A 23,297-nucleotide genomic window follows, 5' to 3' on the forward strand; every position below is an offset into this window, starting at 1 on the left:
CCTCACTTCAACTCGACGACCGTGACCCCGAGTCCACCTTCGCCCATGCCGCCCGGACGCTGACTCTTCACGTGGCGATGTCCTTTCAAGAACTCTTGCGTCGCTTGCCGCATCGCGCCCGTACCGAGCCCATGGATGATGCGGACGTTGTCGTAACCCGACACGAGCGCCTCGTCGATATATTTGTCTAGGCGTGAGAGTCCTTCTTCGACGCGGACCCCGCGCAAATCGAGCTCCGACTTCGTCGTGCTCTGGCGCTTCAACGAGCTGCCTTTCGCTTTGAGCGGCTGCTCTTTCGACGGTCCGATTTTCTGAAGGTCGTCCGCTTTGACGTTCACTTTCATGATCCCGACCTGGACGTTGTACTCGTTGTCGTTGATCTGGTTCACGATATAGCCTTTTTGATTGAACGTCGTCACTTTCACTTCTTCGCCTTTACTGAACGTACGTTTCTGTTGCGCTTTTTGTTTCACTTTTTGGATCTTTTTATCTTGGAGCGTCGGTTTCGCCGATTCGAGTTCTTTCTTCGCGGCGATGATCTCATGCTCTTTGACGATGCCCTGCTCACGCAGCTTCTTCAAACGGTCGATGACTTCGTTCGCTTGACGCTTCGCCTGCTCGACCGCCTTGTCGGCTTTCGCCTCGGCCTCGCTATACATCGTGTCGCGTTCTTTCTCGAACTCGGTCATCTTCGCCTCGAACGCCGCCTGTTCTTCTTCAAGGTCGTGGCGCTTGACGATCAATTCTTGTTCGAGCTGCTCGGCGCGTTGTTTCGCCGACTCGAGCTCGTTGATCATCGATTCGACCGACTCGGCATCGGTGCCGACATGGCTCCGCGCCTTGTCGATGACGTCGTCAGACAATCCGAGACGACGGCTGATCTCGAACGCGTTCGAGCGTCCCGGCACGCCGATCAACAGACGATACGTCGGGCTGAGCGACTCGATATCAAACTCCATCGATGCGTTCATGACGCCTTCCCGGTTATAGGCGTACGCCTTCAATTCCGAGTAGTGCGTCGTCGCGGCCACACGGGCCCCACGGCGCTTCACTTCGTCGAGGATGGCGATGGCGAGCGCGGCCCCTTCTTGCGGGTCGGTTCCGGCACCAAGCTCATCGAACAAGACGAGCGACATGAAGTCGATCTTGTCGAGCATGCTGACGATGTTCGTCATGTGCGAGCTGAACGTCGAGAGACTCTGCTCGATTGACTGCTCGTCTCCGATATCGGCGTAGACGGCGTCAAACACGGACAGCTCCGTCCCGAAGTCGGCCGGCACGTAGAGACCTGACTGCACCATGAGCTGAAGCAGACCGATCGTCTTGAGCGTGACCGTCTTACCGCCGGTGTTCGGACCGGTGATGACGAGCGACGTGTAATCCTCGCCGAGCTCGACCGTGATCGGGACGACCTCATCGCGAGGGATGAACGGATGACGCGCCTGTTTCAACTTGATTTCCCGGGCGTCGTTTAGCTTCGGCTCGGTCGCCTTCAACTCATGACCGTACGCGACTTTCGCGAACACGAAGTCAAGCGTGGCGAGCACGTCGAGGTTCGTCACGACCGAATCGGCGACACCGCCGACAAGGTTCGACAGCTCGCTCAAGATGCGGTCGATCTCGGCGCGTTCTTTCAAACGCACTTCTTGAATCTCATTGTTGATCGAGACGATCGCCTGCGGCTCGATGAAAAGCGTCTGACCGGAAGCCGACTGGTCATGGACAATCCCGCCGAACGCTTGGCGGTACTCTTGTTTCACCGGGACGACGTAACGGTCGTTCCGGATCGTGACGATGGCGTCCGACAACATCTTGGCGTTGTTGCGGAGGATGTTGTCGATGCGGGAGCGGACGCTGCCCTCGAAGCTACGGAGCTGCGTCCGGAGGCCGCGCAGTTGCGAGCTCGCCGAGTCTTGGACCGTGCCTTGGTCGTCGATGGCGTGTCGAATCGACTGCTCGACTTCGATCAGTTTCGTCAAACGCTCCGCATACTCGTCGAGGCGCGGGATACGGAGGTCCTCATTGTCCTCGTGGAGCTTCTCGAAGAAGTTCTTCACTTGCCGGCCGCTGTACATGACGGCGGCGACGGCGAGCAGTTCGCTCGTCGAGAGCACCGAGCCGATGGCGGCCCGCTTCACTTCGGCGCGGACGTCGGTCAGTCCACCGAGCGGGAGTCGGTCACGGAGACGGACGACCTCGGTCGCCTCCTTCGTGACGTTCAAATTGGCGAGCACCCGGTCGTATGAGTAATCGGGTTGCATCGTGAGCGCCCGGTCTTTCCCGAGCGAGCTCGCGGCGTGGGCGGCGAGCTGTTGGCGTAGTTTTTCATATTCTAAAACGCGTAATGCGTGGTCCATCTAGCATGTTCCTTTCTGTCGCTTCGCGTCAAAGAACGCCTTGGCGTCCTTAAACGAGAGGCAGTTGATGATATCGGACGGTTCGAGATAGGCCTTACGGGCGTGCAAGACGCCGAGCGCCATATCTTCCATCATGTCCGGGTGGTGCGTGTCGGTGTTGATCATCAGTTTGACGCCGGCCGCTTTCGCTTTCTTCAGCGTCGAGGCCGTCAAATCGAGGCGGTTCGGGTTGGCGTTCAACTCGAGCGCCGTGCCCGTCTCTTTCGCGAGGGCGATCAAGCGCTCCTCGTCGATCGGATAGCCGTCACGGCGTCCGATGAGTCGGCCCGTCGGATGGGCGATGACATTGACGTAAGGCGAACGACAGGCGTTCTCGAGCCGGGACATGATCTCGTCGACCGATTGGTCCATCTTTGAGTGGATCGAGGCGACGACGTAATCGAGCGTCGCTAAAAACTCCGGCTCATAATCGAGTGTGCCGTCAGGCCGGATATCCATCTCGACGCCGCGCAACACGTGCATGTCGTGCTTCTTCGCGGCTTCGAGGATCTCTTCCCCTTGCGCCTCGAGACGTTCCTCGGTCAAGCCGTTGACGAACGTCATGTACTTGCCGTGATCGGTGATGGCGATCCATTCATAGCCGCGCGCTTTCATCGCCGCGACGAGCTCGTCGACCGTCAACTTCCCGTCCGACCAGACCGTGTGCATGTGGGCGTCGGCCTTGATGTCGTCGAGTGTGACGAGTTTCGACAAGTCGTGCTCGAACTCGAGGTTTCCTGCCCGCAGCTCGGGCGGGATGAACGGCAAGCCGTAACGCTCGAACAGCTCCGCTTCCGTCTCCGGTTGCCAGAGGCCGTCCGCCGTCTCGACGCCGTACTCGGAGATCGACTCGCCTTTTGCTTTCGCGAGCTGGCGCATGCGGACGTTATGGTCTTTCGAACCGGTGAAGTGGTGGAGCGTCGCGGCGAATGCGCCCGGCTCGACCATCCGGAAGTCGACCGACACCATCTCTTCGCGTTCGAGGACGAGCGATACTTTCGTTTCCCCGGCTGCGATGACTTCATTGATGAACGGGAGCTCGAGCAGTTTGTCCCGGAGGGCGACCGGTTCCTCGGTCGCGATGATGAAGTCCAAGTCTTTACACGTCTCTTCGGCCCGGCGGAAGCTGCCCCCGACCGAATGACGGAGGACGAGTGGTTCGTTTTCGAGCACGGTCTCGATTTCTTCGACGACCGGACGCATCATCGCGTACGATAGGCGTTCCGGGCGCGACTCGAGGTTTTTCGCCGCGGCGAGCAGTTTCTCAACGCTCTTCGCGCCGAAGCGTGGGAGCTCGGAAGCCGTCCCGTCTTCGAGGACGCGGATGAGCGATTCCAAGTCGACGACACCGATCTCACGGAGTTGCGCGAGCTTCTTGCCGCCAAGCCCTTGAATCTTGAGTAATTTCATCAGACCGAACGGGATCTCTGCTTGGAGCGACTCGAGCACTTCGCTCCGCCCCGTGTCACGCCATTCTTCGAGCACGGCCGCCGTGCCTTTGCCGATGCCTGGGATCGTCGTCAAGTCCTCAATCTCATCGAGTTCAAGTTCTGAGTTCTCGAGCGCCGTCGCGGCTTTCCGGAAGGCGTTGATTTTGAACGGGTTCTCACCCTTGATTTCCATGTATTGTGCGATCTTTTCGAGCAGCATCATCGCTTCAACTTTATTCATAACTTTTCCCCCTTATCCATACAGAAAAGGCCGAGACACAAGCACTTGCTTGCATTCCGGCCTGTCGTGTCACAGCATCTTATTCGAGAACCATTCCGAAAGATACGGTGTATCTTGAATGATGAACGTCGCAAGCGACGAGTTGTCGACGGCGTTTTGTACACCGGCCATCGGGACGAACGCGATCACCCAAAGGATGAAGAACGTGATGACGTACGACTCGAAAAATCCGAGAACGGCACCGATGATCCCTTTCAATTGACGCAAGATCGGCAAGTCCGTCAAGAAGTCGAGCATCGACAAGATGAGATGCAAGACGAGTTTCGTGATGACGAACAAGACGACGAACCAGAAGACGTTATAAAACGTCATCTCGATCCCTGAGAGCGAGTTCAAGTCGAGCACACCGCCTGGGAGCGTCCCGTCAAGTTGCGACGGATATGGGATCCATAGTTTGAACGCTTCGGCGAGGTCCCGGTAATAGGCGTTGGCGACGATAAAACTGATGATGAGCGCGACCCAGTGGCCGAGCTGTAGAATCGCCCCACGGCGGAAACCGTTGACGATTCCGATAAACAAGAAAAACAGTATAAGTAGAGTAACCATATAGTAATTTATTCTCCCGTATTTCGTTTAGATTTGACGTGATCGCTCGCGATTTGAATGGCCGCGAGAACCGCCGCCTGACGAGCGTCTAAATGAGGGGACTGTTCACGAATCTCACGGATCTTACTATCGACGAGAAAGCCCACTTCCCTCACATGATCGGCTGGCTCCTCGCTCACAATCGTATAATCTTGACCCGCGATGTGGATCGTTGTTCGTTGTACCTGCACGCGTCACCCCTCCTTTACGTCTATTCAAAATTAATCATAACATCGATTGTATATTAGGAAAAGAAGAAGCCCCTTCCTTTTATGCGACAACAATTTATGTTACCCTATTTCAAAGTTGTCAAACGTCAATCTTTGTTGAAAATGAAAAGATAGGGTGGCAACCGCGCTGGAAATGTGCGAAAATAGCAACAATTCAAACATTTAGAAAGGATGATTTATTTGAAATTACGAATTGGCCTTCTAGGTCGCATCATCATCGCTATCGCGTTTGGTATTTTAATCGGTAGCCTCGTACCAGAAAGCCAGAGCTGGATTGTACGGACGTTCGTCACGTTCAACACGATTTTCGGACAGTTCTTAGGCTTCGCTATCCCACTCATCATTCTCGCCTTCATCATCCCGGGCATCGGGGAGCTCGGAAAAGGTGCCGGCAAACTTGTCGGCTTGACGGCCGTCATCGCTTACTTGTCGACAATCGTCGCCGGTACGCTCGCTTACTTTGCGACGAGCAACTTGTTCCCGCAAATCTTGGCTCGCGATACGGCGTCAGCTGAAAACCCAGAAGAAGCACTACTTAGCGGATTCTTGAACTTCGAGATTCCACCCGTGTTCGGTGTCATGACCGCGCTCGTCCTCGCTTTCGTGATCGGAATCGGGATTGCCGCGATTGAAAGCAAGCGCTCACTCGACCTTGCCATGGACTTCCGCGATATCATTGAACTTGTCATCAGCAAAGTCATCATTCCACTCTTACCGATTCACATCGCCGGAATTTTCATGAACATGACGTACGCCGGTCAAGTCGCCGAGATCCTCTCGGTGTTCTCGCTCGTCTTCGTCACGATCATCGTCCTTCATGCGACGATGCTCATGATTCAATACTCGATCGCAGGCGGCCTCAACAAAGAGAACCCGCTCAAGTTGCTCAGAACGATGATGCCGGCTTACTTCACAGCCATCGGGACGCAATCATCGGCAGCAACGATCCCGGTCACGCTTCGCCAAGCGAAAGCGAACAACGTCGACGAAGGCGTTGCCAACTTCGTCGTTCCACTCTGTGCGACGATCCATTTGTCTGGTTCGACGATCACGCTCACATCGGTCGGTGTCGCGCTCATGTACTTGAACGGCATGCCGATGTCATACGCGATCGTACTCCCGTTCATCCTCGCCCTAGGCGTCACGATGATCGCGGCACCAGGTGTCCCTGGTGGAGCCGTCATGGCCTCACTCGGACTGTTCGGCTCGATCCTCGGCTTCGACGCGACGATGCAAAGCTTGGTCATTGCGCTCTACTTGGCGCAAGATAGCTTCGGTACAGCGACGAACGTCACAGGTGACGGTGCCATCGCGAAAATCGTCCACTACTTCAAACGTCATACGAAACTTCTCGACGATCCAAAAGCACGCGAAGAAATCGCATAACGTGCTCAACGGGCAAGCCTAACGGTTTGCCCGTTTTTCATACATACAAGGGGGAAACCGGAATGGAATTCAAGGTTTGGACCAATCCCGATGCATTCGCAGAGCGCGTCTTGCCGGAATTGATGAAGCGAGAAGCTGAGCACAGTCTGATGATCGGCATCCTCGGTAACATCCAGCGCGGCGTCTACCCTACATATCACCAGCTGACGGTCGAGGACGACGGGCAGCTGCTCGCCATCATGCAAGTCACGCCCCCGCATCCTCTCAACTACATCATCGTGGACGCCTCACATGCGCGAGAAGTTCACTTAACGACCATTCCGGCATTACTGGAACAGGACATCCCATTCACCGAAATCGTGTCGGAACGAGTCCACGCCGAGACGTTCGCCACGCTCTGGCGCGAACATACAGGACGAGACGTCTCGCCATTTATGGCTCAAGGGCTGTACCGGCTCGAGCGCGTGAACGAGATCATGATGGCCGAAGGGACGATGCGCCATGCGACGACAGACGATCAAGCACTGTTAGAGGACTGGTATCGCGCCTTCGAACGAGATTCGGGACTTGACCCTTCCGAGACGGAGAAAGTCGTCCGTACCGTCACTATGATGATCGAGAACGACGACGCCGTCATTTGGGAAGTCGACGGCACACCCGTCTCATGCGCGAAACGTTCAAGGCCGACCGAGAACGGAGTCACCGTCTCGTTCGTCTACACCGTTCCCGAGCGGCGTGGGAACGGCTACGCCCGCTCCATCGTCGCTGAGCTCAGCCGCGAGCTATTGAAGACAAAACGCTTTTGTACGCTCTACACCGATTTGACCAATCCGACATCGAACAAGATCTATCAAGAAGTCGGCTATGAACCGATCATGGAATCTTCTTGGATCCGACTCGCTAGATGAATCGCTCCGCCTCCCCTATACTAATAGGTGGAGGCGATTTTTTATGAGGCATTGGTGGAATCAAATCCCGAAACGGGTCCGTCTCGTCGTAGCGACCATGCTCATCGGCTCGGTCGTCGCTTATATGATGATCGTCGGCGGCATGAGCGTCCTTGACGACCCGAACTGGGACACGCTCTGGTTGAGCGTCCTCGGCGCCGCCTTGTTGACGTTCATCAGTTACCGGGCAACAAAAAAGTGATCGACGCGTTCGTCGATCACTTTGTCTGTTATTAGAAGAATGAAGCTGGGTTGACCGTGTTGCCCGCGCTCGAAGACGAGTACGAGTAACCGCCACGGTGGATCTCGAAGTGAAGGTGTGACCCTGTCGAGTTACCTGTGCTACCCATGCCACCGATATGTTGGCCTTGTGAGACACGTTGTCCGGCCGAGACCGACACTGAGCTCAAGTGAGCGTATACTGTCGTCCACACTTGTCCGTTAATGACGTGTGTGATGATGACGTGGTTCCCGTAAGCTCCGCCCCATCCTGCAGTCGTGACCGTACCCGTTTGTGCCGCACGAATCGGCGTGCCTACTGGTGCAGCCAAGTCAATACCGTTATGGAACGTATAACCGTTCACTCCGCTCGCTGGTCCCCATCCTTGTGTGAGACGGCCGCCAGACGGACGTTGGAACATACCACCGCTCGCTGGAGCAGACGCTGCTGGCGTCGCTGCCGCTGCGCTCGATGAAGAAGACGCGGTTGCGTTCGAAGCTTGCTTTTTCTTCGCTGCTGCCGCTGCCGCTGCCGCTTCAGCTTCTGCTTTGCGCTTCGCTTCTTCGGCCGCACGACGTTGCGCTTCGATCTCAGCCTTGATTGACGCTTCTTGGGCTTGGAGTGTCGACTCCATTTCCTTCAAGCTCATCAACTTCGATTCGAATTTGATTTTCTCAGCGTTCAATTTTTTAACTTTCGCTGCGCGCTCTTTCATTTTCTTGTCGAGTGCCGCTTTGCGTTCTTCAAGTTGCTCTTTTTGTGTGACGAGGGCATCGCGCTCTGATTTGAGCTCCGCCTGTGCAGCTGCGAGCTTCTCTTTCGTCGCTTGATACTCTTCGAAGATTTGCTTGTCATTCTCTTGGATCGTACCGGCCGTGATCATCCGTGTGATCAAGTCGCCGAAGTCTTTCGAACCGAAGATGAACTCCGCCCAGTTGATCGACGTGCCGCCGTTCTTTTGCATCGTCGCCATGCGCTCTTTCATGAGTTCTTCTTGAGCTTTCATTTTCGCTTCGTACTTTTTGATTTGAGCCTCAAGCTCTTTAATCTTTTCTTGTGTCGCACGAATCTCAGCTTTCTTTTGAGCCACGTCGTTGATGACCTCTTGGAGTTGAGCGTCTAACTTGTTGATCTCTTGCTGCTCTTTGCTGATCGCTCGCTCACGCGATTGAATCGATGAGTTCGCCTTTGACTGTTCAGAACTATTCTGTTGTTGCTGCTGCTGGACTTTCTTTTGCTTGTCTGTGAGTGACGCCGCAAAACCAGGAGTCGTGCCGCTGATAAGAAGAGTCCCTAGAGTGACGGTTGCCGCAAGTTTCTTCAAGTTGATCAATGTGCTTCCCTCCGCTGAGTCGTGTGAATTTCTATATATAATAGATCAATGTTTGTCGATTCATGACGAGAACCATTCTCGCCCTGTGACTCATTATAGCAATCTAAACCTAAAGTTATTTTACACTTATATTTCATTCGCATTACATTGACCTGATTTAGGTTTTATCGTTAAAAAAACGTGGGTATATAAGGGGATTTTCTCGATTTCTTGTCATAAAGAAGATTTATAAAAAAAGAAAAACGCTTCGTGGAAGCGCTTTTCACATAACAACCTATCACATTTTTGTTTCACCTAGTCGCGATATATCCTGCCCGACTCCGTCTTTTCCCTTTTCGTTTCGCCAAATAGATGCCTCCGACGAGCAATACCCCGCACAACGCACCGACGCTATCCAAGACGACATCTTGGATGAGCGGTGTCCGTTCCGGCGTCAAACTTTGGTGGAACTCATCGTAGACGGCGACCGTATTGGCAAGCGTCCAAGCGAACAGGAGTATGAGTCCGGCATGGAGACGGACGCGAGACACTGCTTTGACAAAGAGCGCCCCAAGGATGAAGAAAATCGTGAAGTGCGCCGCTTTTCGGATGAGGAATTCGATCAAGCCGACCGTTCCTTTCGCTTCGAGCGAGACCGGGCTACCCGCATAATCGAAGTCGACGCTTTCGAGCGCCGGCTCGGCCCAGCCCCAGTCGAACCGTTCGAGCGGCGAGACGATGCTTTGATCCGAATAAGGCGTCGAGCTCGAGAAGAACAAGCCGACGAGAATGATGGTGATCCAAATAAATTCATTTTTCAATATGTACATAACACCGTTCCTTTCTTCAAGACTTTCATTATAAGAGTTTCTCCACATTTCATTGTAACAGCGACATCATCGTTTCGTGACAAATTGATTGCGGACAACCGATTCAAAGTCGAATCCATAAAACGGGATTGATATAATGAAAAAAAGGGGGAATCAACATGATCTACCATTACGAAGCCGCCGATATGAGCGGTAAGCTCCAACCGTTGTCGAATTACGAGGGGGATGTACTGTTGATCGTCAACACGGCGAGCAAATGCGGGTTCACGCCGCAACTCGATGGCCTTGAAAAATTGTATGCGCAATACAAAGACAAGGGACTCCAAATTCTCGGCTTTCCGTGCAACCAGTTCGGCAACCAAGACCCAGGGACGAACGAAGAGATCAATGAGTTTTGCCAACTGAACTACGGCGTGACGTTCCCGATGTTCGCTAAAGTCGACGTCAACGGCAAAGACGCCCACCCGCTCTTCCAATACTTAGCGAAAGAAGCGCCGGGACTGCTCGGCTCGAAAGCGATCAAATGGAACTTCACGAAGTTCCTCGTCGACCGGCAAGGGAACGTCATCGAGCGCTTCTCGCCGCAGACGACGCCTGATGAAATCGAAAAAGCCGTCAAAAAATTGATTTAAATGAAACCAGTCCCATCCTCCGATCGTAACGTACAGAAAGGGGGATGGGATTCATGTTTCATACGTATACACGTCGACGTAACGTCGTCCGCACCATCGCATTTTTTGCTATCTTGTTTCTCGGCCTCGAGCTCGCCTTCCAAGAGGCGGACCAAACGATGGGCTACGCGGAAACGAACCCGAACTGGCTGCCTGAGGCGTGGACATCAAACCCGTTGCTCGTCCTTTACCTCGGTGTCCTGACAATCCTATTCGTCGACCTCATTGTGTCGAGCGGCGTCTATTTAAAGCACAGCTCGTCCGCATACGTCCGTCGCTTCATCGCTTTGCAACTGTTCGGCGTGCTCGTCGCCACGGCTGCCTACTTGACGGCCGTCTACGTCGAACCAAGCTGGCCGTTCACGTTTCTCGTCTCGTTCGGTGTCATGATGTCGTTCGGGTTATCAGATAAGTATTTAAAGCCGCTCCAACCAGAAAAACAGGAAGGTCTGCCGAACGAACGGTGACCTTCCTGTTTTTTAGCGTGGCGTGATGAAGTTGATCGTATAGAACGGGCTATTGTCGTCATTGTAGACGAGCCCGACCGAGGCGTGGCTGAAATCGGGCTTCAAGATGTTCTCGCGGTGGCCGAGCGAGTTCATGAGCCCCCAATGGGCGTGAAAAACGCTCATCTGACCCATTGCCAAGTTCTCCCCGGCGACCGAATACGTAAGGCCGTACTCGTTCATCCGCTCGAACGGGTCCCGTCCTTCCGGATCGGTATGGCTGAAGAAATTGTTCTCCGCCATGTTCTCACTGTGGGCGCGGACGACCGGGAGCAGCGGTTCATAGTCGGCGAGCGCTGACAAACCGAACTTCTGACGGTCCCAGTTCATGAGCAGGCGCATGAGCGTCTCGTTGGCGACCGTTCCTTCTGCCGAGACGTCCCCGTAGTACCCGTCGCTCGACTCCTCGACACGACGGTCGACGGCGAGGACGGCTTTCAACTTGTCGCCATCGTGTTCGTCAAAGAAAAACGTCACGTAGCTGCCGTTGATCGCATACACCGAGAACGACGGGTCGTCCGGGATCAAGTAGCGGCGCATCCCTTTGTCGTACGAGCGCACCGGGTCGAAGCCGATCCGTTCGACGTCCTGGCGGGTCGTCTCATCGAGAATGAGCCCTTCATACGTGGTACCCGTCTCGAACTGATAAAACCCTTTCTTCGCACCGTCGGCGTCAATCAACTCGAGTGCGCGGTCACCGTTTCGTTCGAGCAAATACCAGTCGTTCCCGGCGTATTGGCTAGCGAAACGGGGCGCGTCGGTGGCGACGTCTTCCGTCTCACCTGCTTCTTCTACGGCATCCGACTTCACTTGGACGCTCGTCGGCGCCGACACGTTCGGCACCTCGTACTTCCAAGCGGCATAGACACCGATCGCCATCAATAAGATGATGAGTTTACGGAACATGTTGACTCCTTTCGTGGAAAACCTTACCCTTGTTGCTCACCGAACGCTTTCAAGCGCGATTTGATGTCGATGAGCACCTTCATATAGTCGACGTATGTCGCTTCATCTATGTTCAGCATACCACTCACTTTGAGCGGCACCTCTTCCGCCTGCTCACGCAACGTGCGGCCAGACTCGGTCAATGTCAAGAGGACACGGCGCTCATCGTCGGTCGCCCGTACTTTCTCGACATAATCGATTTGCATCAACCGTTTGACGAGCGGCGACAACGTTCCCGAGTCGAGTGTGAGCCGTTCACCGAGCTGTTTCATGTCGATGCCGTCCTCTTCCCATAACACGAGCATGACCAAGTATTGGCTGTACGTCAGGTTCAATGGGGCGAGGATTGGCCGGTACAAGCGAGTGAGCTCTTTCGATGCGGTGTAGAGTTGAAAACAGATTTGATGCTCTAATGTTAACGAACTTTTCATATTATTTCCTCCGGCTGTAGTCTTAGACCAAGCATATCATTTGCACATTCATTTGACTGCCTTATAATTAAATTGTGCACAATACAATTGTTAAAAACGAAACGGAGGAAATGAATCATGAAACCATTATTCACAGCTTCTGCAACAGCCACTGGTGGCCGCGAAGGTCGCGTCACATCAACGGACGGTGTCATCGACTTGAACGTCGCGATGCCAGGCTCGAAACAAGCGGACGAGTCGACGAACCCTGAGCAACTGTTCGCAGCCGGCTACGCGGCTTGCTTCGGTAGCGCCTTGAACCTCGTCATCGGCAAAGAACGTGTCAAGACGGACGGGACGAGCGTCACAGGCCACGTCACGCTCAACCAGAACGAGGAAGGTTTCTTCATCTCTGTTGAACTTGAAGTCGAGATCAAAGGTGTCGACCAAGACACAGCTGACCGGCTCGTCGAAGCGGCACACCAAGTGTGTCCGTATTCGAAAGCGACGCGCGGCAACGTCGACGTCACTCTTACAGCGAAAGCAGCCTGACCTCCCCCCGCTCCTTGCCGAGCGGGGTTTTTTCACGAAACAATGTTCGCCGAATGCCTGACGATTCTTTGCTTCCGGCCCCGACTCCGAGTAGAATAAAAGAACCGAAGAGACGAGGAGGGACGATATGTTCGAACAAAAACGTAAATACATCATACTCATCATCGTCGCCTCATTTTTAGCCGCCGCCTTTTATAACGGACTCGTCGTCCGCACGTACGACGTGTCGACGGACAAACTTGAAGCCGGCCAGTCGCTCCGTATCGTCCTCCTCTCTGACTTGCACGGGTATTCGTACGGGAAGGAACAGAGCGCTTTGATCGACAAGGTGAAAGAGCAAGAACCCGACCTCATCGCGCTGCCGGGTGATATGCTCGACCGCAATCGGCCACCGGATGCCGCCTTCGATCTCATCAAAGGGCTTGAAGGATACGTCCCGATTTACTTCGTGACCGGCAACCATGAGATCGACGAATCGGACGACTACGTCCGGCACGACGTTAAAAACGTGTTCCGCTCTCACGGGGTCGTCGTCCTCGAGAACGAGGCGGAAACCGTGACAATCAACGGAATCGATCTCATCATCGGAAGCGCGGAAGACCCACTCCGGACGTACGCCGAAGATCTTTATGGGAGCTGGGAGCAAGATGTGTTGACGGCGCTCGCCGACATCGACACGGACGAGACGTTCAGCTTGTTGCTGTCTCACCGGGCCGAACAAGTCGAAATATACGCCGCACTCCCGTTCGATCTCGTCTTGTCCGGCCATGCCCACGGGGGACAAGTCCGGATTCCTTATGTGATGAACGGTCTGTACGCCCCAGATCAAGGGTTCTTCCCAAAATATGCTGGCGGGCTGTATGAACACGAGACGTTCGACCACGTCATCGGCCGCGGTTTCAACTATAGGATTAGCGTGCCACGCATCTTCAATCCACCCGAGATCGTCGTCATCGACGTGATTGGCACCGGGACTCCTCCGTGAGTCCCTTTTCCTATTTCCTCCATTTTTTAGATTCAGAAAGAATGGAAGCGGGTACAGTACACGTGTTGTGATTGACCCGTTTTTTGAAAAAGGAGGAATGAACGTATGCGTGCAGTGACGTACCAAGGTGCAAAGAACATCGAAGTGAAGGACGTGAAAGACCCGGAAATCGAGAACCGAGAGGAGATTATCGTCAAAATCACCTCGACGGCCATCTGCGGCTCGGACTTGCACATCTACTTAGGCAACATGCCGACCCGGCACGGTTACGTCATCGGCCATGAGCCGATGGGCATCGTCGAAGAAGTCGGTCCGGACGTGACGAAAGTGAAAAAGGGCGACCGTGTCGTCTTGCCGTTCAACGTCTCGTGTGGGCATTGTTTCTACTGCGAGAACGAGATGGAGAGCCAATGCGACAACTCGAACCACGCTCCGCATACGGACGCGGGCGGCTACTTTGGTTTCACGGAGCAGTTCGGTAACCATCCGGGCGGCCAAGCCGAATATTTGAAAGTCCCGTACGGTAACTTCATGCCGCTCGTCATTCCCGAATCGTGTGAGCTCGAGGACGAGGCGTTGCTCTTCTTGTCCGACGTCATCCCGACCGCTTGGTGGAGCTTGGAAAGTTCCGGCATGAAGGCAGGCGACACGGTCGTCGTCCTCGGTTCTGGACCGGTCGGGCTCATGACGCAGAAGCTCGCCTGGGTCCGGGGCGCCAAGCGCGTCATCGCCGTCGATCCTGAGCTGTATCGCTTGAATCGGGCGAAACTGTCGAACAACGTCGAGACGGTGCTCATGAAAGACCCGATCGACACCGGGAAATACATTTATGAGATCACAAACGGTGGGGCCGACGTCGTCATCGACTGTGTCGGCTTCGACGGCAAAATGTCGCCGATCGAGAAAGTGGAACAGAAATTGATGGTCCAAGGCGGGACGCTCAGCGCCATCAAAGTCGCCAAAGAAGCGGTCCGGAAGTTCGGGACGGTTCAGCTGACCGGAATATACGCGATGAACTATAATCAATTCCCGCTCGGTGACTTTTTCACACGTAACGTCAGCATCAAGACGGGCCAAGCGCCGGTCATCCACTATATGCCTGAGCTGTTCCAAATGATCGTCGACAAGAAGTTCGACCCGACCGACATCATCACGCACCGGATGCCGCTCGATCAGGCGGCGGACGCATATAAAATCTTTAACGACCATCTCGACGACTGCGTCAAAGTCGTCTTGAAGCCATAACGAAAGCGGTCCCCGAGACAAACCTCAGGGACCGCTTGTTGTTTACCAAATCGTCCGTTCCTCACAGCACTGGGATGCCCGTTCGATTTGGACGGTCGAACGTTTGAACGTGCCGAACCGCTTCATACGGTCCGTCACCTCGTGCAATACTTCCTGGTCATCGGTCGCCTCGCCGATCAAAACGTGACACGTCACGGCGAATTCGTTCGAGGTGATCGACCAGACGTGCAAGTCATGGACCTCTTCCACGCCGGCGACGGTCATCAAGTCTTGTTGCATCGCGACGACGTCGACTTCCGCCGGCGCCCCTTCCATCAATATATGGACGGCGTCACGCGTGACCCGATAGCCGCTGATCAAGATGAGGACGGCGACGAACACGCTCGCGATCGAGTCGGCGAGCGTCCAACCGAACAACAGGATGAGGAGCGCCGCCGTGATGGCCCCGACCGAACCGAGCAAATCGCCGAACACGTGCAAGAGCGCACTCCGCACGTTCAAGTTGTCCCGCTCGCCCCGCATCAAGATCCACGCCGCGAGCACATTGACGAGCAAGCCGATGACCGCGATCGCGAGCATACCTTCACTCATGATCTCAGGTGGTGCGAACAGGCGTTTATACGCCTCGATGATGATATAGATGGAGATGACGAGCAACGTCAACCCGTTCACGAACGCCGCTAATATCTCGAAGCGCCGATAACCGAACGTCCGATCCGGCGTCGCCCGTCTCGCCCCGAAGCGGACGGCGAGGAAACTGAGGCCGAGCGCCGCGGCATCGCCGAGCATGTGTCCGGCGTCCGATAGCAAAGCGAGACTGTTCGTCCACAACCCTCCGATGACTTCGACGACCATGAACGTCGCGATCAACACGAACGCCCAGAACAGTGCCCGTTGATTCGTCGTATGGTGGTGATGGTCGTGTCCGTGATGATCATGTCCCGACATATGACTCCCTCCCTTTCCTTCATTATATTCCTCTCACCTTAAACATTCAAATGTTCATTTGATTGTTAGCGCGAAAAACGACGCTGACAGGAATCCCCATCAACGTCGCATCGTTACTTTTGTTCAAGGCGGACCCGCATGATGCCGCTGTAAGGGAACAGCTTCAATTGCACCGTCTCCCCTTCGTACCAACTGCCGGAAGGCTGTTCGCTCGCCGCCGTCGCGTCTGGTGTCGCTACAGTCTGACGGTCCCAGTCGATCGCCTTCACTCGACCATCGCGCATCATGAGGAAGTAGCCGTCGTAGAAGTGGTACTCGTTCACTTGGTCACGCTGCACCGCTTTTGGTGCGCCGAGCGTCGATCGGATAGACTCGCGGTCTTTACCGAGCAAGTCGAGCGCCGATTCGGATGCTGTCGGCAACACTTGTTGCCACGCCGATTTGATGTCCTCGTCCGATTGTGACGTCGTCGCGGTCGTCACCCGGTCTTCGGTCACCCACCCTGTCATCCGTTCATTCAGCTGCAGCTTGACGAAGCCGCTTACCGTCTCGAGCCGCTCATAGCGGTCGCCAAGGTCGGCTTCATAGACGACGGTCGCCCGGTCGTCCGCGTACACTTTCGTATACGGGGCCTCGATATAGACGACGTCTTCTGTTTCTTCCTCGACCGCCGGCTCGTCTTCAGACTCCGCGCCGACCATCTCGGTAGCGATGTCGTCTGACTGCGGTAACGCCGTCTCCTTTTTCTTCGAATCCATGAGTGCCGCCAACGCGATCACCCCGACCAAAGATGCGATCAATACGAACGCCGTCAACGATCTAAATAACCGTTTGCGCTTCCGCGATGCGGCCCGTGATGCCCGAACTTCTTCCTTCATGATTTTCCACCCCTACTCGTTTCGTCTCATCTGTTCGGATTCGTCAAACGGTAATACGTTTCCTGCCTAGTCGAAAAATTTTTGTTCCTCATTCGCGAGCGCCTCGATCGTGCGGAGCGCGGCGTCGACGTCGACCGGCGGACCCGTCTCCTTCGCATGGACCTTCACCGTCTCCCCGAGCTCGATGACCCGGTCGGTCAATCGATGGAACGTACGGTCGTGCGAGATGAGAATCAACCCGCCCCGGTACACCTCAAGTGCGGTCTCGATTTGCTCACGCGTCGCCACGTCCAAATAGTTGGTCGGTTCATCGAGGGCTAGCAAGTGCGCGTCCGAGAAGTAGAGGATGAGGAAGGCGATGCGACACTTCTCCCCCATGCTCGCTTCACGAATCGGCTTATACACTTCGTCGCGCCGAAACAAGAAGTGGGCGAGGAGCGTCCTCGCTTCCGTCTCTGGGATGTCACTTTCGGCGAGCAGGGCGTCGAGCAAAGTCCCATCGTCCGGTAATTTGGCGAGCGTCTGCGAAAAATAGCCGATCTTCAATCTCGGGTGCCGCGTCACGTTTCCCGATGCCGGGACGAGCTCACCGGTGATCAGTTTCAAGAGCGTCGTCTTGCCTGAACCGTTCGGTCCGACGATCGAGATGCGGTCGCCGCGGTTGATCGTGAACGAGAGCCGTTCGAACAACGGACGCCCATAGCCAAACGAGACGTCATCGAATGACAGCCACGCGCTCGCCTCGAGCGGATCGGTCTGGAACCGGACGTGGATATGGGTCGCCTCTTTCGGCTTGTCAGGACGCGCCGTCTCGAGCTGTTCCAGTTTTCGTTCCCTCGCCTTCATTTTGACGGCAAGGTTCGCTGCCCCTTTTTGGGCACCGGGACTTCTGACGCTCGCCGTCGCTTTCGCTCTCAAATGCCAGCCCTTGTATCGATGAATCATATCGAGCAGTTCCGACTTCCGTGCCACGTAACGGGCATGATCGCGTGCGTCACGTCGTTGTTCTTCTCGTTTTTGAGCCGTGTACGCCGTATAATTTCCCGGGTAACGTGTGACACGCCCCTCTTCTAACTCGAGGATGACGGTGGCAATATCGTCGATGAATTGTCGGTCGTGGGAGATGGCGAGCACCGTCCCGTCGAACGCGTTGACCCATTCGGTCAACCACTCGATCGAATCGATATCGAGATGGTTCGTCGGCTCGTCAAGCAGAACGACATCGACGCGACGCATCGTCAGTCGCGCCAGCTGAACGCGCGTCTGTTCGCCCCCGCTCAGTTCGCGCAGTCGGCTCGTCTCGTGTGCTTCGAGGCCGAGTTGTTTGAGCGCTCGTCTCGCTTCGTCCTCGAGCCCGAAGACATCGGCCGCTAGCGCCTTGTCGTACACGGAAAGCACTCGTTGCGTGTCACCCGACGTGACGGCCGCATAGAGCGGATAACGTTCAAGGTCGCCTCGCATGACGTACTCGAGTGCGGTCGAGTCATTTTCCAACACCGTCTGTTCGACGACGCCGATCGTGCCTCGTACATCGACCTTCCCCGCTTCTGGCACGAGTTTCCCGACAATCAATTGGAAGAGCGTCGTCTTCCCGGACCCGTTCGTCCCGAATAACACGGCCCGTTCGTTTGGCGCCACCTCGAAGGAGACGCCGTCAAATAAGGGTTGCCGGTCGTGATCGAACCGGACTTGTTGAATGGATAACATACTTGTTTCACCTCGCTTATTGGTCCGATACGCGATGAAACAAAAAACACCATCCGCATGTAGCGATGGTGTGAAGAGCTCCGGTCAAGCGAAAAAAAGGGTCACCCCCGCGGCTTGAAATTGGACACACTTCACCCGTGACTGTTCGTGCGAACAGTGATGATTCGTTTCATCGTTTAAGTGAGTGTGACTTTTTCATGGCGCGCGGTACCTTCCTTTCCTAATCTACTGCCACCGTACCAAATTGAAAGCGGATTCGCAAGGCCCGGACCATAATCTCCCATCGTTTCTACGGCTTCGGGCTGATGCGGGTTCGACGTGCGAGCGGTATGATGAAACCATCTTAGATTGATGAGGTGAATGATATGAGACTTCGAAACCTGCTCGTCCCGAGCGCCGTGTTGGCGAGCGTCGGTACGTTCTTCTATACGCGATTGAAACAAAAGTTACCACGACCCGAGTTCAAACGCCCGACCATCAAGCCTGACTTGTCCTCTCTCGACGAGACGAGCGTCAGCGCCACGTGGATCGGCCATTCGACCGTGCTCATCCATTGGTACGGTCTGAAGATTTTGACCGACCCGGTATTCTCAAACCGGATCGGCGTCCACCTCGGTCCCGTCACGTTCGGGATGAAGCGGCATACCGCCCCTGCCCTGTCGATTGAAGAAATCGGGCATGTCGACGTCATCTTGCTCAGCCACGCCCACATGGACCACTTCGACCATAAAAGTTTGAAACGGCTCATCACCCGCGACACGGTCGTCATCTCGGCCCCGGGAACGAGCAAGCTGTTACGCAAATATCCGAGCCTGCAGACGCTCGAGATGCACCCGCACGACAAGTTGACGCTTGCGAACGGGCTCAACGTGCAAGCGATCCCGGTCGCCCACTGGGGCAACCGCTTCCCATGGGACAAACATATGGGGTATAACGGCTACGTCTTGAAATATAAAGGCGTCCGTATGCTGTTCGCCGGTGACACGGCCTATACCGAATCGTTCAACGGCCTCGCGAGCAAAGAGCCGATCGACCTCGCCTTCTTCCCGATCGGCGCCTATCAGCCCGACTCGTTCCAAGAAGCGCATTGCACACCGGAACAGGCGTGGACGATGTTCAAACAGAGCGGGGCGAAACGGTTCTTCCCGATGCATTGGGACACGTTCGTCTTGTCGTACGAGCCGGTCGAGGAGCCTTACGCACGACTCGTCGCCGCAGCGAAACTAGACCGTGACCAAATCGTGATCAAAGCGCACGGAGAAAGCATTCAGCTGTAGCTTTCACTTTCACTTTCGACCGAATTTCGGTAACGTTAGAAGTGATAGGGAGGGAATCAATATGGAATGGACAACACTTAACAATGATGTATCGATGCCGATGCTCGGCCTCGGCGTGTACAAGGTCGAGGACGGTTCCGTGACGGTCGATACGGTGAAGGCGGCGCTTGACGCCGGCTACCGATTGATCGACACGGCCGCCATCTATCAGAACGAGGAGAGCGTCGGACGCGCGATTCGTGAATCGAACGTCCCGCGTGAAGAGATTTTCGTGACGACGAAACTTTGGAACGAGTACCACGGGTTTGACGAGGCGCTCCAGGCGTTCCAAGACAGTCTCGACCGGCTCGGCCTCGACTATGTCGACTTATTTTTGATCCATTGGCCGATGCCGCGCTTTGGTAAGTTCGTCGAGACGTACAAAGCGCTCGAACAACTTTACGAAGAAGGCAAAGTACGGGCCATCGGCGTCTCGAACTTCGAGGTCAGCCACCTCGAACAGATCATCCAATCGTGCTCGATCGTGCCGGCCGTGAACCAAGTCGAGATTCACCCATACTTGTCCCAAAAAGAGTTGATCGCGTTCTGCAAACGATATGACATCCAAATCCAGGCGTGGAGCCCGCTCATGAAGGGCCGTGAGGCGCTCGTTGACCCGGTCATCACGGACATCGCGACGAAGCACGGCAAGTCACCGGCCCAAGTCATCTTGCGCTGGCACTTACAGAACGGTGTCGCCGTCATTCCGAAATCGATCACACCGAGCCGGATTCAAGAGAATATCCAAGTGTTCGACTTCACGTTGACGAAAGAGGACATGGCAACGATCGACGGGCTGAACCGAGACGAACGGACCGGGTCCGACCCGAACGAGATGCATAAAATCCATTATTGAGAAGAGATGGAACTGTTCAAAAAACGAGCTTCCGACTTGATCGGCTTCAGCGATATCGATGACGTGTTCGAGAAATATATTAATGACTAAAAGGCGGTGACGTATGGACCTCATGTGGATGTTGATTCTGTTCGGCCTGTTCATGCTTTCCATTTTGACCGTATTCATCAGTAGTGTGCTCAATGCGCTGTTTAGACAGCTTCATCCACTCGTCCACGTCGTCATCGTCGCCGCACTCAGTTATGTTTTCTCGAACCTCTTCTATGACCAACATACATTTTGGCCAGTGGTCTTCGTCGTCACGATCAGTTACGCGGCGCCACTTCTCGTCGTAACGCTCTACAACAAGGGCGAGCGCTTTGAGCGCGAACGCCTGAAATGACGAAATGCCCCCTAGACTCCAATCGGATTCTAAGGGGCATTTTTCATTTACCTTCATCAATCAACTGTTCAGCGAGCCGTTGGAACAAATGACTCATATGGACAGCCGAGGCGATGGCGAGCGACTGTTGGATGCCGTTCGTCTCGTTCGTCCGCACGTTGGCGAGAAGCGTCTCGGCCTGCGCCTCGAACGCCTGCATGTTTTGCACTTTCTGGACTTGATACGCGTCATAGAAGTCCTCGAGCGAGAATTCCTCGTCCGACTCGTTCAACGGCCGGAGCGTCTCTTTGATGTCATTGATTGAAAGTAACCCCTTCATCTCGTAGATCAAGCTGAGCAGCATCAAGTGCTCGTTCGTATACTTCTTGTTTTTGACAGGATGGAACAGCTTGCCTTTGGCATAGTTGTTGATCATCGTCTTCGTCAAAATCGTCTCGGTCTCGTCGCGCTTCATCTTTCCGTAATGTTGCTCGAACAGTTGAATGACTTGGTCCATATATAAGTCGATCGTCGGGAGCACCTGCTTCGGCAGCGTCCCTTCCGTCTGGACGATATCGGTCGGCTTCATCTACATCACCTCTCCTTTAGTATACGAATAAACCAGATTTGTCGAAACAAAAACCTTGTTGTTTTCATGTGTTCAGCTTATCATGTAGTTATGAATACTACATGATGTGATAAGGAGTGTTTTACATGAATTCGATTTTTCGGGAACCGATTAACGCATTGACCCATTTAGCTGGGGCCGTGCTCGCATTCGTCGCGTTGATTGCGATGACGGTGAAAGCATCGATGCTCGGGGAGCCGCTCGCTATTATGGCGGCGATTTTATTCGGCATCAGTCTCGTGTTTTTATACTTATCGTCCGGCCTTTACCACAGCATCATCGCCTCGCCGAACGTGATCGCTTTCTTCCGGAGAATCGATCATGCGATGATTTATGCGTTGATCGCCGGGACGTACGCGCCGCTCACCTTGCTCGCGCTCGAAGGTCCGACGCGTTGGGTGTTGTTTGGCACGGTGCACGCCCTCGCCTTGTTCGGCATCATCTTCAAACTCGTCTGGTTCCACGCGCCGCGCTTCTTGTCGACGGCACTTTATATCGGGATGGGTTGGTTATCGGTGTTCTTCATCGGGCCGCTCCATAGCGTCATCGGCGACGCCGGCATCTTCTGGTTGATCCTCGGTGGCGTCATGTATACGATTGGCGGCCTCATCTACGGATTCAAACCAAAGTTCGTCAACTGGCGCGGTTGGGGCTTCCACGAGGTGTTCCACTTGTTCATCTTGTTCGGCAGCTTCGCCCACTTCGTCTGCGTGTTCTGGTATGTCTTTTGAGCCCTCCTCGTGAGGGCTTTTTTTGTTGAGCAGTTTCGTTTACTTCGATTTCAAGACATCCTACACTCATGTTAGGAGGGATGATGATGAAAATTCAAGTTTGGTCAGACTACGTCTGCCCGTTCTGTTATATCGGGAAGCGACGTTTAGAAGAAGCACTCGAACAGTTCCCGCACGCGGACAACGTCGAGGTGGAGTTCAAGAGCTTTGAGCTCGATCCGAACGCCCCGACGACGGATTCGCGCTCGATTTATGAAGTGCTCGCCAAGAAATACAGCATGCCGCTCGAGCAGGCGAAAACGACGACGGCGCAAGTCGCGGCCCAAGCTCGCACGGTCGGTCTCGATTACGATTTTGACAACATGGTCGTCACGGGCACGCTCGACTCGCACCGGTTGACGCACTATGCGAAGACGGTCGGCAAAGAGAAGGCATTGTCGGAAGCGCTCCTGAAGGCGTATTTCGTCGACGCGAAACATATCGGCGACCATGACGTCCTCGTCGAGATCGCGACAAGTGTCGGACTCGATGCGGACGCCGTGAAAGACGTGCTCGCGTCAGACGTGTACACGGAAGAAGTGCGCGCCGAAGAGAAGCGCGCGAGCGATCTCGGTATCACTGGCGTCCCGTTCTTCGTCTTCGACAATAAATACGGCGTCTCTGGCGCGCAACCGACCGAGGCGTTCACACAAGTGCTCGAGAAGACGTGGGCCGAATCGGCACCGACGCTTCAAGTGATTTCGGGCGGTGCGACGTGCACGGACGACAACTGTGATATCTGATGTAAAACGAACAAAAGCAAAGCATTCGCCCATATGTGGATGAATGCTTTTTAGTTAACGTGAACTACTCACCACTTGCTTGCTTCGCAACCTGAAGTGGGAGCTTCTTGGGAAGGCCGTGCTTTGATTAGCCACGGTT

At 54.7% G+C, this 23,297-nt stretch carries 25 protein-coding genes; 13 read left to right on the forward strand and 12 right to left on the reverse strand.

Features of this window, described 5'->3' with window-relative positions; translation table 11 throughout:
* Positions 1-2: 2 nt before the first annotated feature.
* The 4 genes from L971_RS12270 to zapA form a co-directional block, all read right to left on the reverse strand.
* On the reverse strand, positions 3-2,357 hold the full coding sequence (locus tag L971_RS12270) for an endonuclease MutS2 (protein WP_024369782.1): 2,355 nt from the start codon (positions 2,355-2,357) through the stop codon (positions 3-5).
* The gene (gene polX / locus L971_RS12275; RefSeq protein ID WP_047376114.1) at positions 2,358-4,067 is read right to left on the reverse strand and encodes a DNA polymerase/3'-5' exonuclease PolX; all 1,710 of its coding nucleotides are present in this window, start codon (positions 4,065-4,067) and stop codon (positions 2,358-2,360) included.
* A 69-nt stretch (positions 4,068-4,136) separates the two neighbouring features.
* Positions 4,137-4,673, reverse strand: coding sequence for a CvpA family protein (locus L971_RS12280; protein ID WP_024369780.1), 537 nt, complete (start codon positions 4,671-4,673; stop codon positions 4,137-4,139).
* Positions 4,674-4,681: 8 nt separating this feature from the next.
* Complete coding sequence (gene zapA, locus L971_RS12285) at positions 4,682-4,903, reverse strand: cell division protein ZapA (protein ID WP_024369779.1); 222 nt, start codon at positions 4,901-4,903, stop codon at positions 4,682-4,684.
* A gap of 210 nt (positions 4,904-5,113) precedes the next feature.
* Between zapA and L971_RS12290 the strand changes: the two genes are divergently transcribed.
* The 3 genes from L971_RS12290 to L971_RS12300 all read left to right on the forward strand — a co-directional run bounded on the left by L971_RS12290 (position 5,114) and on the right by L971_RS12300 (position 7,477).
* A complete protein-coding gene (locus L971_RS12290) occupies positions 5,114-6,328 on the forward strand; it encodes a dicarboxylate/amino acid:cation symporter (protein WP_029335691.1) in 1,215 nt (404 codons plus the stop codon).
* 62 nt (positions 6,329-6,390) lie between these two features.
* A complete protein-coding gene (locus tag L971_RS12295; RefSeq protein WP_047376117.1) occupies positions 6,391-7,236 on the forward strand; it encodes a GNAT family N-acetyltransferase in 846 nt (281 codons plus the stop codon).
* Between the two features lie 43 nt (positions 7,237-7,279).
* Complete coding sequence (locus L971_RS12300) at positions 7,280-7,477, forward strand: hypothetical protein (protein ID WP_024369776.1); 198 nt, start codon at positions 7,280-7,282, stop codon at positions 7,475-7,477.
* A gap of 31 nt (positions 7,478-7,508) precedes the next feature.
* Here L971_RS12300 and L971_RS12305 read toward each other — a convergent pair whose 3' ends face one another.
* Complete coding sequence (locus L971_RS12305; RefSeq protein ID WP_029335696.1) at positions 7,509-8,828, reverse strand: murein hydrolase activator EnvC; 1,320 nt, start codon at positions 8,826-8,828, stop codon at positions 7,509-7,511.
* Positions 8,829-9,118: 290 nt separating this feature from the next.
* On the reverse strand, positions 9,119-9,637 hold the full coding sequence (locus L971_RS12310; RefSeq protein WP_024369774.1) for a VanZ family protein: 519 nt from the start codon (positions 9,635-9,637) through the stop codon (positions 9,119-9,121).
* 158 nt (positions 9,638-9,795) lie between these two features.
* Between L971_RS12310 and L971_RS12315 the strand changes: the two genes are divergently transcribed.
* Together L971_RS12315 and L971_RS12320 are read left to right on the forward strand one after the other, a co-directional pair.
* Positions 9,796-10,269: a glutathione peroxidase gene (locus L971_RS12315; protein ID WP_024369773.1), complete on the forward strand. Its 474-nt coding sequence runs from the start codon at positions 9,796-9,798 to the stop codon at positions 10,267-10,269.
* A gap of 53 nt (positions 10,270-10,322) precedes the next feature.
* On the forward strand, positions 10,323-10,775 hold the full coding sequence (locus L971_RS12320; RefSeq protein WP_047376119.1) for a hypothetical protein: 453 nt from the start codon (positions 10,323-10,325) through the stop codon (positions 10,773-10,775).
* Between the two features lie 12 nt (positions 10,776-10,787).
* Here L971_RS12320 and L971_RS12325 read toward each other — a convergent pair whose 3' ends face one another.
* On the reverse strand, positions 10,788-11,720 hold the full coding sequence (locus tag L971_RS12325) for a CAP domain-containing protein (protein WP_024369771.1): 933 nt from the start codon (positions 11,718-11,720) through the stop codon (positions 10,788-10,790).
* 23 nt (positions 11,721-11,743) lie between these two features.
* Positions 11,744-12,190 carry a MarR family winged helix-turn-helix transcriptional regulator gene (locus tag L971_RS12330; protein ID WP_024369770.1) on the reverse strand — a complete coding sequence of 149 codons (447 nt, stop codon included), beginning with the start codon at positions 12,188-12,190 and terminating at the stop codon, positions 11,744-11,746.
* A 117-nt stretch (positions 12,191-12,307) separates the two neighbouring features.
* On the opposite strand from L971_RS12330, the gene L971_RS12335 reads away from it, so the two are divergent.
* The 3 genes from L971_RS12335 (at position 12,308) to L971_RS12345 (ending at position 14,951) form a co-directional block, all read left to right on the forward strand.
* Complete coding sequence (locus L971_RS12335; protein ID WP_047376120.1) at positions 12,308-12,721, forward strand: organic hydroperoxide resistance protein; 414 nt, start codon at positions 12,308-12,310, stop codon at positions 12,719-12,721.
* 127 nt (positions 12,722-12,848) lie between these two features.
* Complete coding sequence (locus L971_RS12340; RefSeq protein ID WP_047376121.1) at positions 12,849-13,706, forward strand: metallophosphoesterase; 858 nt, start codon at positions 12,849-12,851, stop codon at positions 13,704-13,706.
* Between the two features lie 105 nt (positions 13,707-13,811).
* Positions 13,812-14,951 (forward strand): alcohol dehydrogenase catalytic domain-containing protein, encoded by a 1,140-nt coding sequence (locus L971_RS12345; protein WP_024369767.1) that lies wholly within the window; start codon positions 13,812-13,814, stop codon positions 14,949-14,951.
* Positions 14,952-14,993: 42 nt separating this feature from the next.
* Here L971_RS12345 and L971_RS12350 read toward each other — a convergent pair whose 3' ends face one another.
* The 3 genes from L971_RS12350 to abc-f all read right to left on the reverse strand — a co-directional run bounded on the left by L971_RS12350 (position 14,994) and on the right by abc-f (position 18,484).
* On the reverse strand, positions 14,994-15,899 hold the full coding sequence (locus L971_RS12350; RefSeq protein WP_024369766.1) for a cation diffusion facilitator family transporter: 906 nt from the start codon (positions 15,897-15,899) through the stop codon (positions 14,994-14,996).
* Positions 15,900-16,012: 113 nt separating this feature from the next.
* On the reverse strand, positions 16,013-16,777 hold the full coding sequence (locus L971_RS12355) for a hypothetical protein (protein WP_047376126.1): 765 nt from the start codon (positions 16,775-16,777) through the stop codon (positions 16,013-16,015).
* A gap of 66 nt (positions 16,778-16,843) precedes the next feature.
* Positions 16,844-18,484: a ribosomal protection-like ABC-F family protein gene (gene abc-f, locus L971_RS12360; protein ID WP_047376128.1), complete on the reverse strand. Its 1,641-nt coding sequence runs from the start codon at positions 18,482-18,484 to the stop codon at positions 16,844-16,846.
* Between the two features lie 365 nt (positions 18,485-18,849).
* Here abc-f and L971_RS12365 point away from each other — a divergent pair, with 365 nt between their 5' ends.
* The 3 genes from L971_RS12365 (at position 18,850) to L971_RS12375 (ending at position 21,038) form a co-directional block, all read left to right on the forward strand.
* A complete protein-coding gene (locus L971_RS12365; protein WP_029335710.1) occupies positions 18,850-19,761 on the forward strand; it encodes an MBL fold metallo-hydrolase in 912 nt (303 codons plus the stop codon).
* A 61-nt stretch (positions 19,762-19,822) separates the two neighbouring features.
* Positions 19,823-20,656, forward strand: coding sequence for an aldo/keto reductase (locus L971_RS12370; protein WP_047376130.1), 834 nt, complete (start codon positions 19,823-19,825; stop codon positions 20,654-20,656).
* A gap of 103 nt (positions 20,657-20,759) precedes the next feature.
* The gene (locus tag L971_RS12375) at positions 20,760-21,038 is read left to right on the forward strand and encodes a hypothetical protein (RefSeq protein ID WP_024369761.1); all 279 of its coding nucleotides are present in this window, start codon (positions 20,760-20,762) and stop codon (positions 21,036-21,038) included.
* A 43-nt stretch (positions 21,039-21,081) separates the two neighbouring features.
* On the opposite strand, the gene L971_RS12380 is transcribed toward L971_RS12375, so the two are convergent.
* Positions 21,082-21,606: a DUF1836 domain-containing protein gene (locus L971_RS12380; RefSeq protein ID WP_024369760.1), complete on the reverse strand. Its 525-nt coding sequence runs from the start codon at positions 21,604-21,606 to the stop codon at positions 21,082-21,084.
* Positions 21,607-21,731: 125 nt separating this feature from the next.
* Here L971_RS12380 and L971_RS12385 point away from each other — a divergent pair, with 125 nt between their 5' ends.
* Positions 21,732-22,376, forward strand: a complete 645-nt coding sequence (locus L971_RS12385) for a hemolysin III family protein (RefSeq protein WP_024369759.1) — start codon at positions 21,732-21,734, stop codon at positions 22,374-22,376.
* Positions 22,377-22,462: 86 nt separating this feature from the next.
* Positions 22,463-23,158, forward strand: a complete 696-nt coding sequence (locus L971_RS12390; RefSeq protein ID WP_024369758.1) for a DsbA family oxidoreductase — start codon at positions 22,463-22,465, stop codon at positions 23,156-23,158.
* Positions 23,159-23,297 lie beyond the last annotated feature (139 nt).

Origin of the sequence: Exiguobacterium sp. ZOR0005, assembly GCF_000798975.1 — a bacterium.
In the GTDB taxonomy this organism is placed as follows: domain Bacteria; phylum Bacillota; class Bacilli; order Exiguobacteriales; family Exiguobacteriaceae; genus Exiguobacterium; species Exiguobacterium aurantiacum.

Excerpts from the sequence above, each read along its gene's own strand:
- L971_RS12270 (WP_024369782.1), bottom strand. The coding sequence starts at position 2,357 with ATGGACCACGCATTACGCGTTTTAGAATATGAAAAACTACGCCAACAG.
- polX (WP_047376114.1), bottom strand. The coding sequence starts at position 4,067 with ATGAATAAAGTTGAAGCGATGATGCTGCTCGAAAAGATCGCACAATAC.
- L971_RS12280 (WP_024369780.1), bottom strand. The coding sequence starts at position 4,673 with ATGGTTACTCTACTTATACTGTTTTTCTTGTTTATCGGAATCGTCAAC.
- L971_RS12290 (WP_029335691.1), top strand. The coding sequence starts at position 5,114 with ATGATTTATTTGAAATTACGAATTGGCCTTCTAGGTCGCATCATCATC.
- L971_RS12295 (WP_047376117.1), top strand. The coding sequence starts at position 6,391 with ATGGAATTCAAGGTTTGGACCAATCCCGATGCATTCGCAGAGCGCGTC.
- L971_RS12300 (WP_024369776.1), top strand. The coding sequence starts at position 7,280 with ATGAGGCATTGGTGGAATCAAATCCCGAAACGGGTCCGTCTCGTCGTA.
- L971_RS12310 (WP_024369774.1), bottom strand. The coding sequence starts at position 9,637 with ATGTACATATTGAAAAATGAATTTATTTGGATCACCATCATTCTCGTC.
- L971_RS12315 (WP_024369773.1), top strand. The coding sequence starts at position 9,796 with ATGATCTACCATTACGAAGCCGCCGATATGAGCGGTAAGCTCCAACCG.
- L971_RS12320 (WP_047376119.1), top strand. The coding sequence starts at position 10,323 with ATGTTTCATACGTATACACGTCGACGTAACGTCGTCCGCACCATCGCA.
- L971_RS12325 (WP_024369771.1), bottom strand. The coding sequence starts at position 11,720 with ATGTTCCGTAAACTCATCATCTTATTGATGGCGATCGGTGTCTATGCC.
- L971_RS12330 (WP_024369770.1), bottom strand. The coding sequence starts at position 12,190 with ATGAAAAGTTCGTTAACATTAGAGCATCAAATCTGTTTTCAACTCTAC.
- L971_RS12335 (WP_047376120.1), top strand. The coding sequence starts at position 12,308 with ATGAAACCATTATTCACAGCTTCTGCAACAGCCACTGGTGGCCGCGAA.
- L971_RS12340 (WP_047376121.1), top strand. The coding sequence starts at position 12,849 with ATGTTCGAACAAAAACGTAAATACATCATACTCATCATCGTCGCCTCA.
- L971_RS12345 (WP_024369767.1), top strand. The coding sequence starts at position 13,812 with ATGCGTGCAGTGACGTACCAAGGTGCAAAGAACATCGAAGTGAAGGAC.
- L971_RS12350 (WP_024369766.1), bottom strand. The coding sequence starts at position 15,899 with ATGTCGGGACATGATCATCACGGACACGACCATCACCACCATACGACG.
- L971_RS12355 (WP_047376126.1), bottom strand. The coding sequence starts at position 16,777 with ATGAAGGAAGAAGTTCGGGCATCACGGGCCGCATCGCGGAAGCGCAAA.
- abc-f (WP_047376128.1), bottom strand. The coding sequence starts at position 18,484 with ATGTTATCCATTCAACAAGTCCGGTTCGATCACGACCGGCAACCCTTA.
- L971_RS12365 (WP_029335710.1), top strand. The coding sequence starts at position 18,850 with ATGAGACTTCGAAACCTGCTCGTCCCGAGCGCCGTGTTGGCGAGCGTC.
- L971_RS12370 (WP_047376130.1), top strand. The coding sequence starts at position 19,823 with ATGGAATGGACAACACTTAACAATGATGTATCGATGCCGATGCTCGGC.
- L971_RS12375 (WP_024369761.1), top strand. The coding sequence starts at position 20,760 with ATGGACCTCATGTGGATGTTGATTCTGTTCGGCCTGTTCATGCTTTCC.
- L971_RS12380 (WP_024369760.1), bottom strand. The coding sequence starts at position 21,606 with ATGAAGCCGACCGATATCGTCCAGACGGAAGGGACGCTGCCGAAGCAG.
- L971_RS12385 (WP_024369759.1), top strand. The coding sequence starts at position 21,732 with ATGAATTCGATTTTTCGGGAACCGATTAACGCATTGACCCATTTAGCT.
- L971_RS12390 (WP_024369758.1), top strand. The coding sequence starts at position 22,463 with ATGAAAATTCAAGTTTGGTCAGACTACGTCTGCCCGTTCTGTTATATC.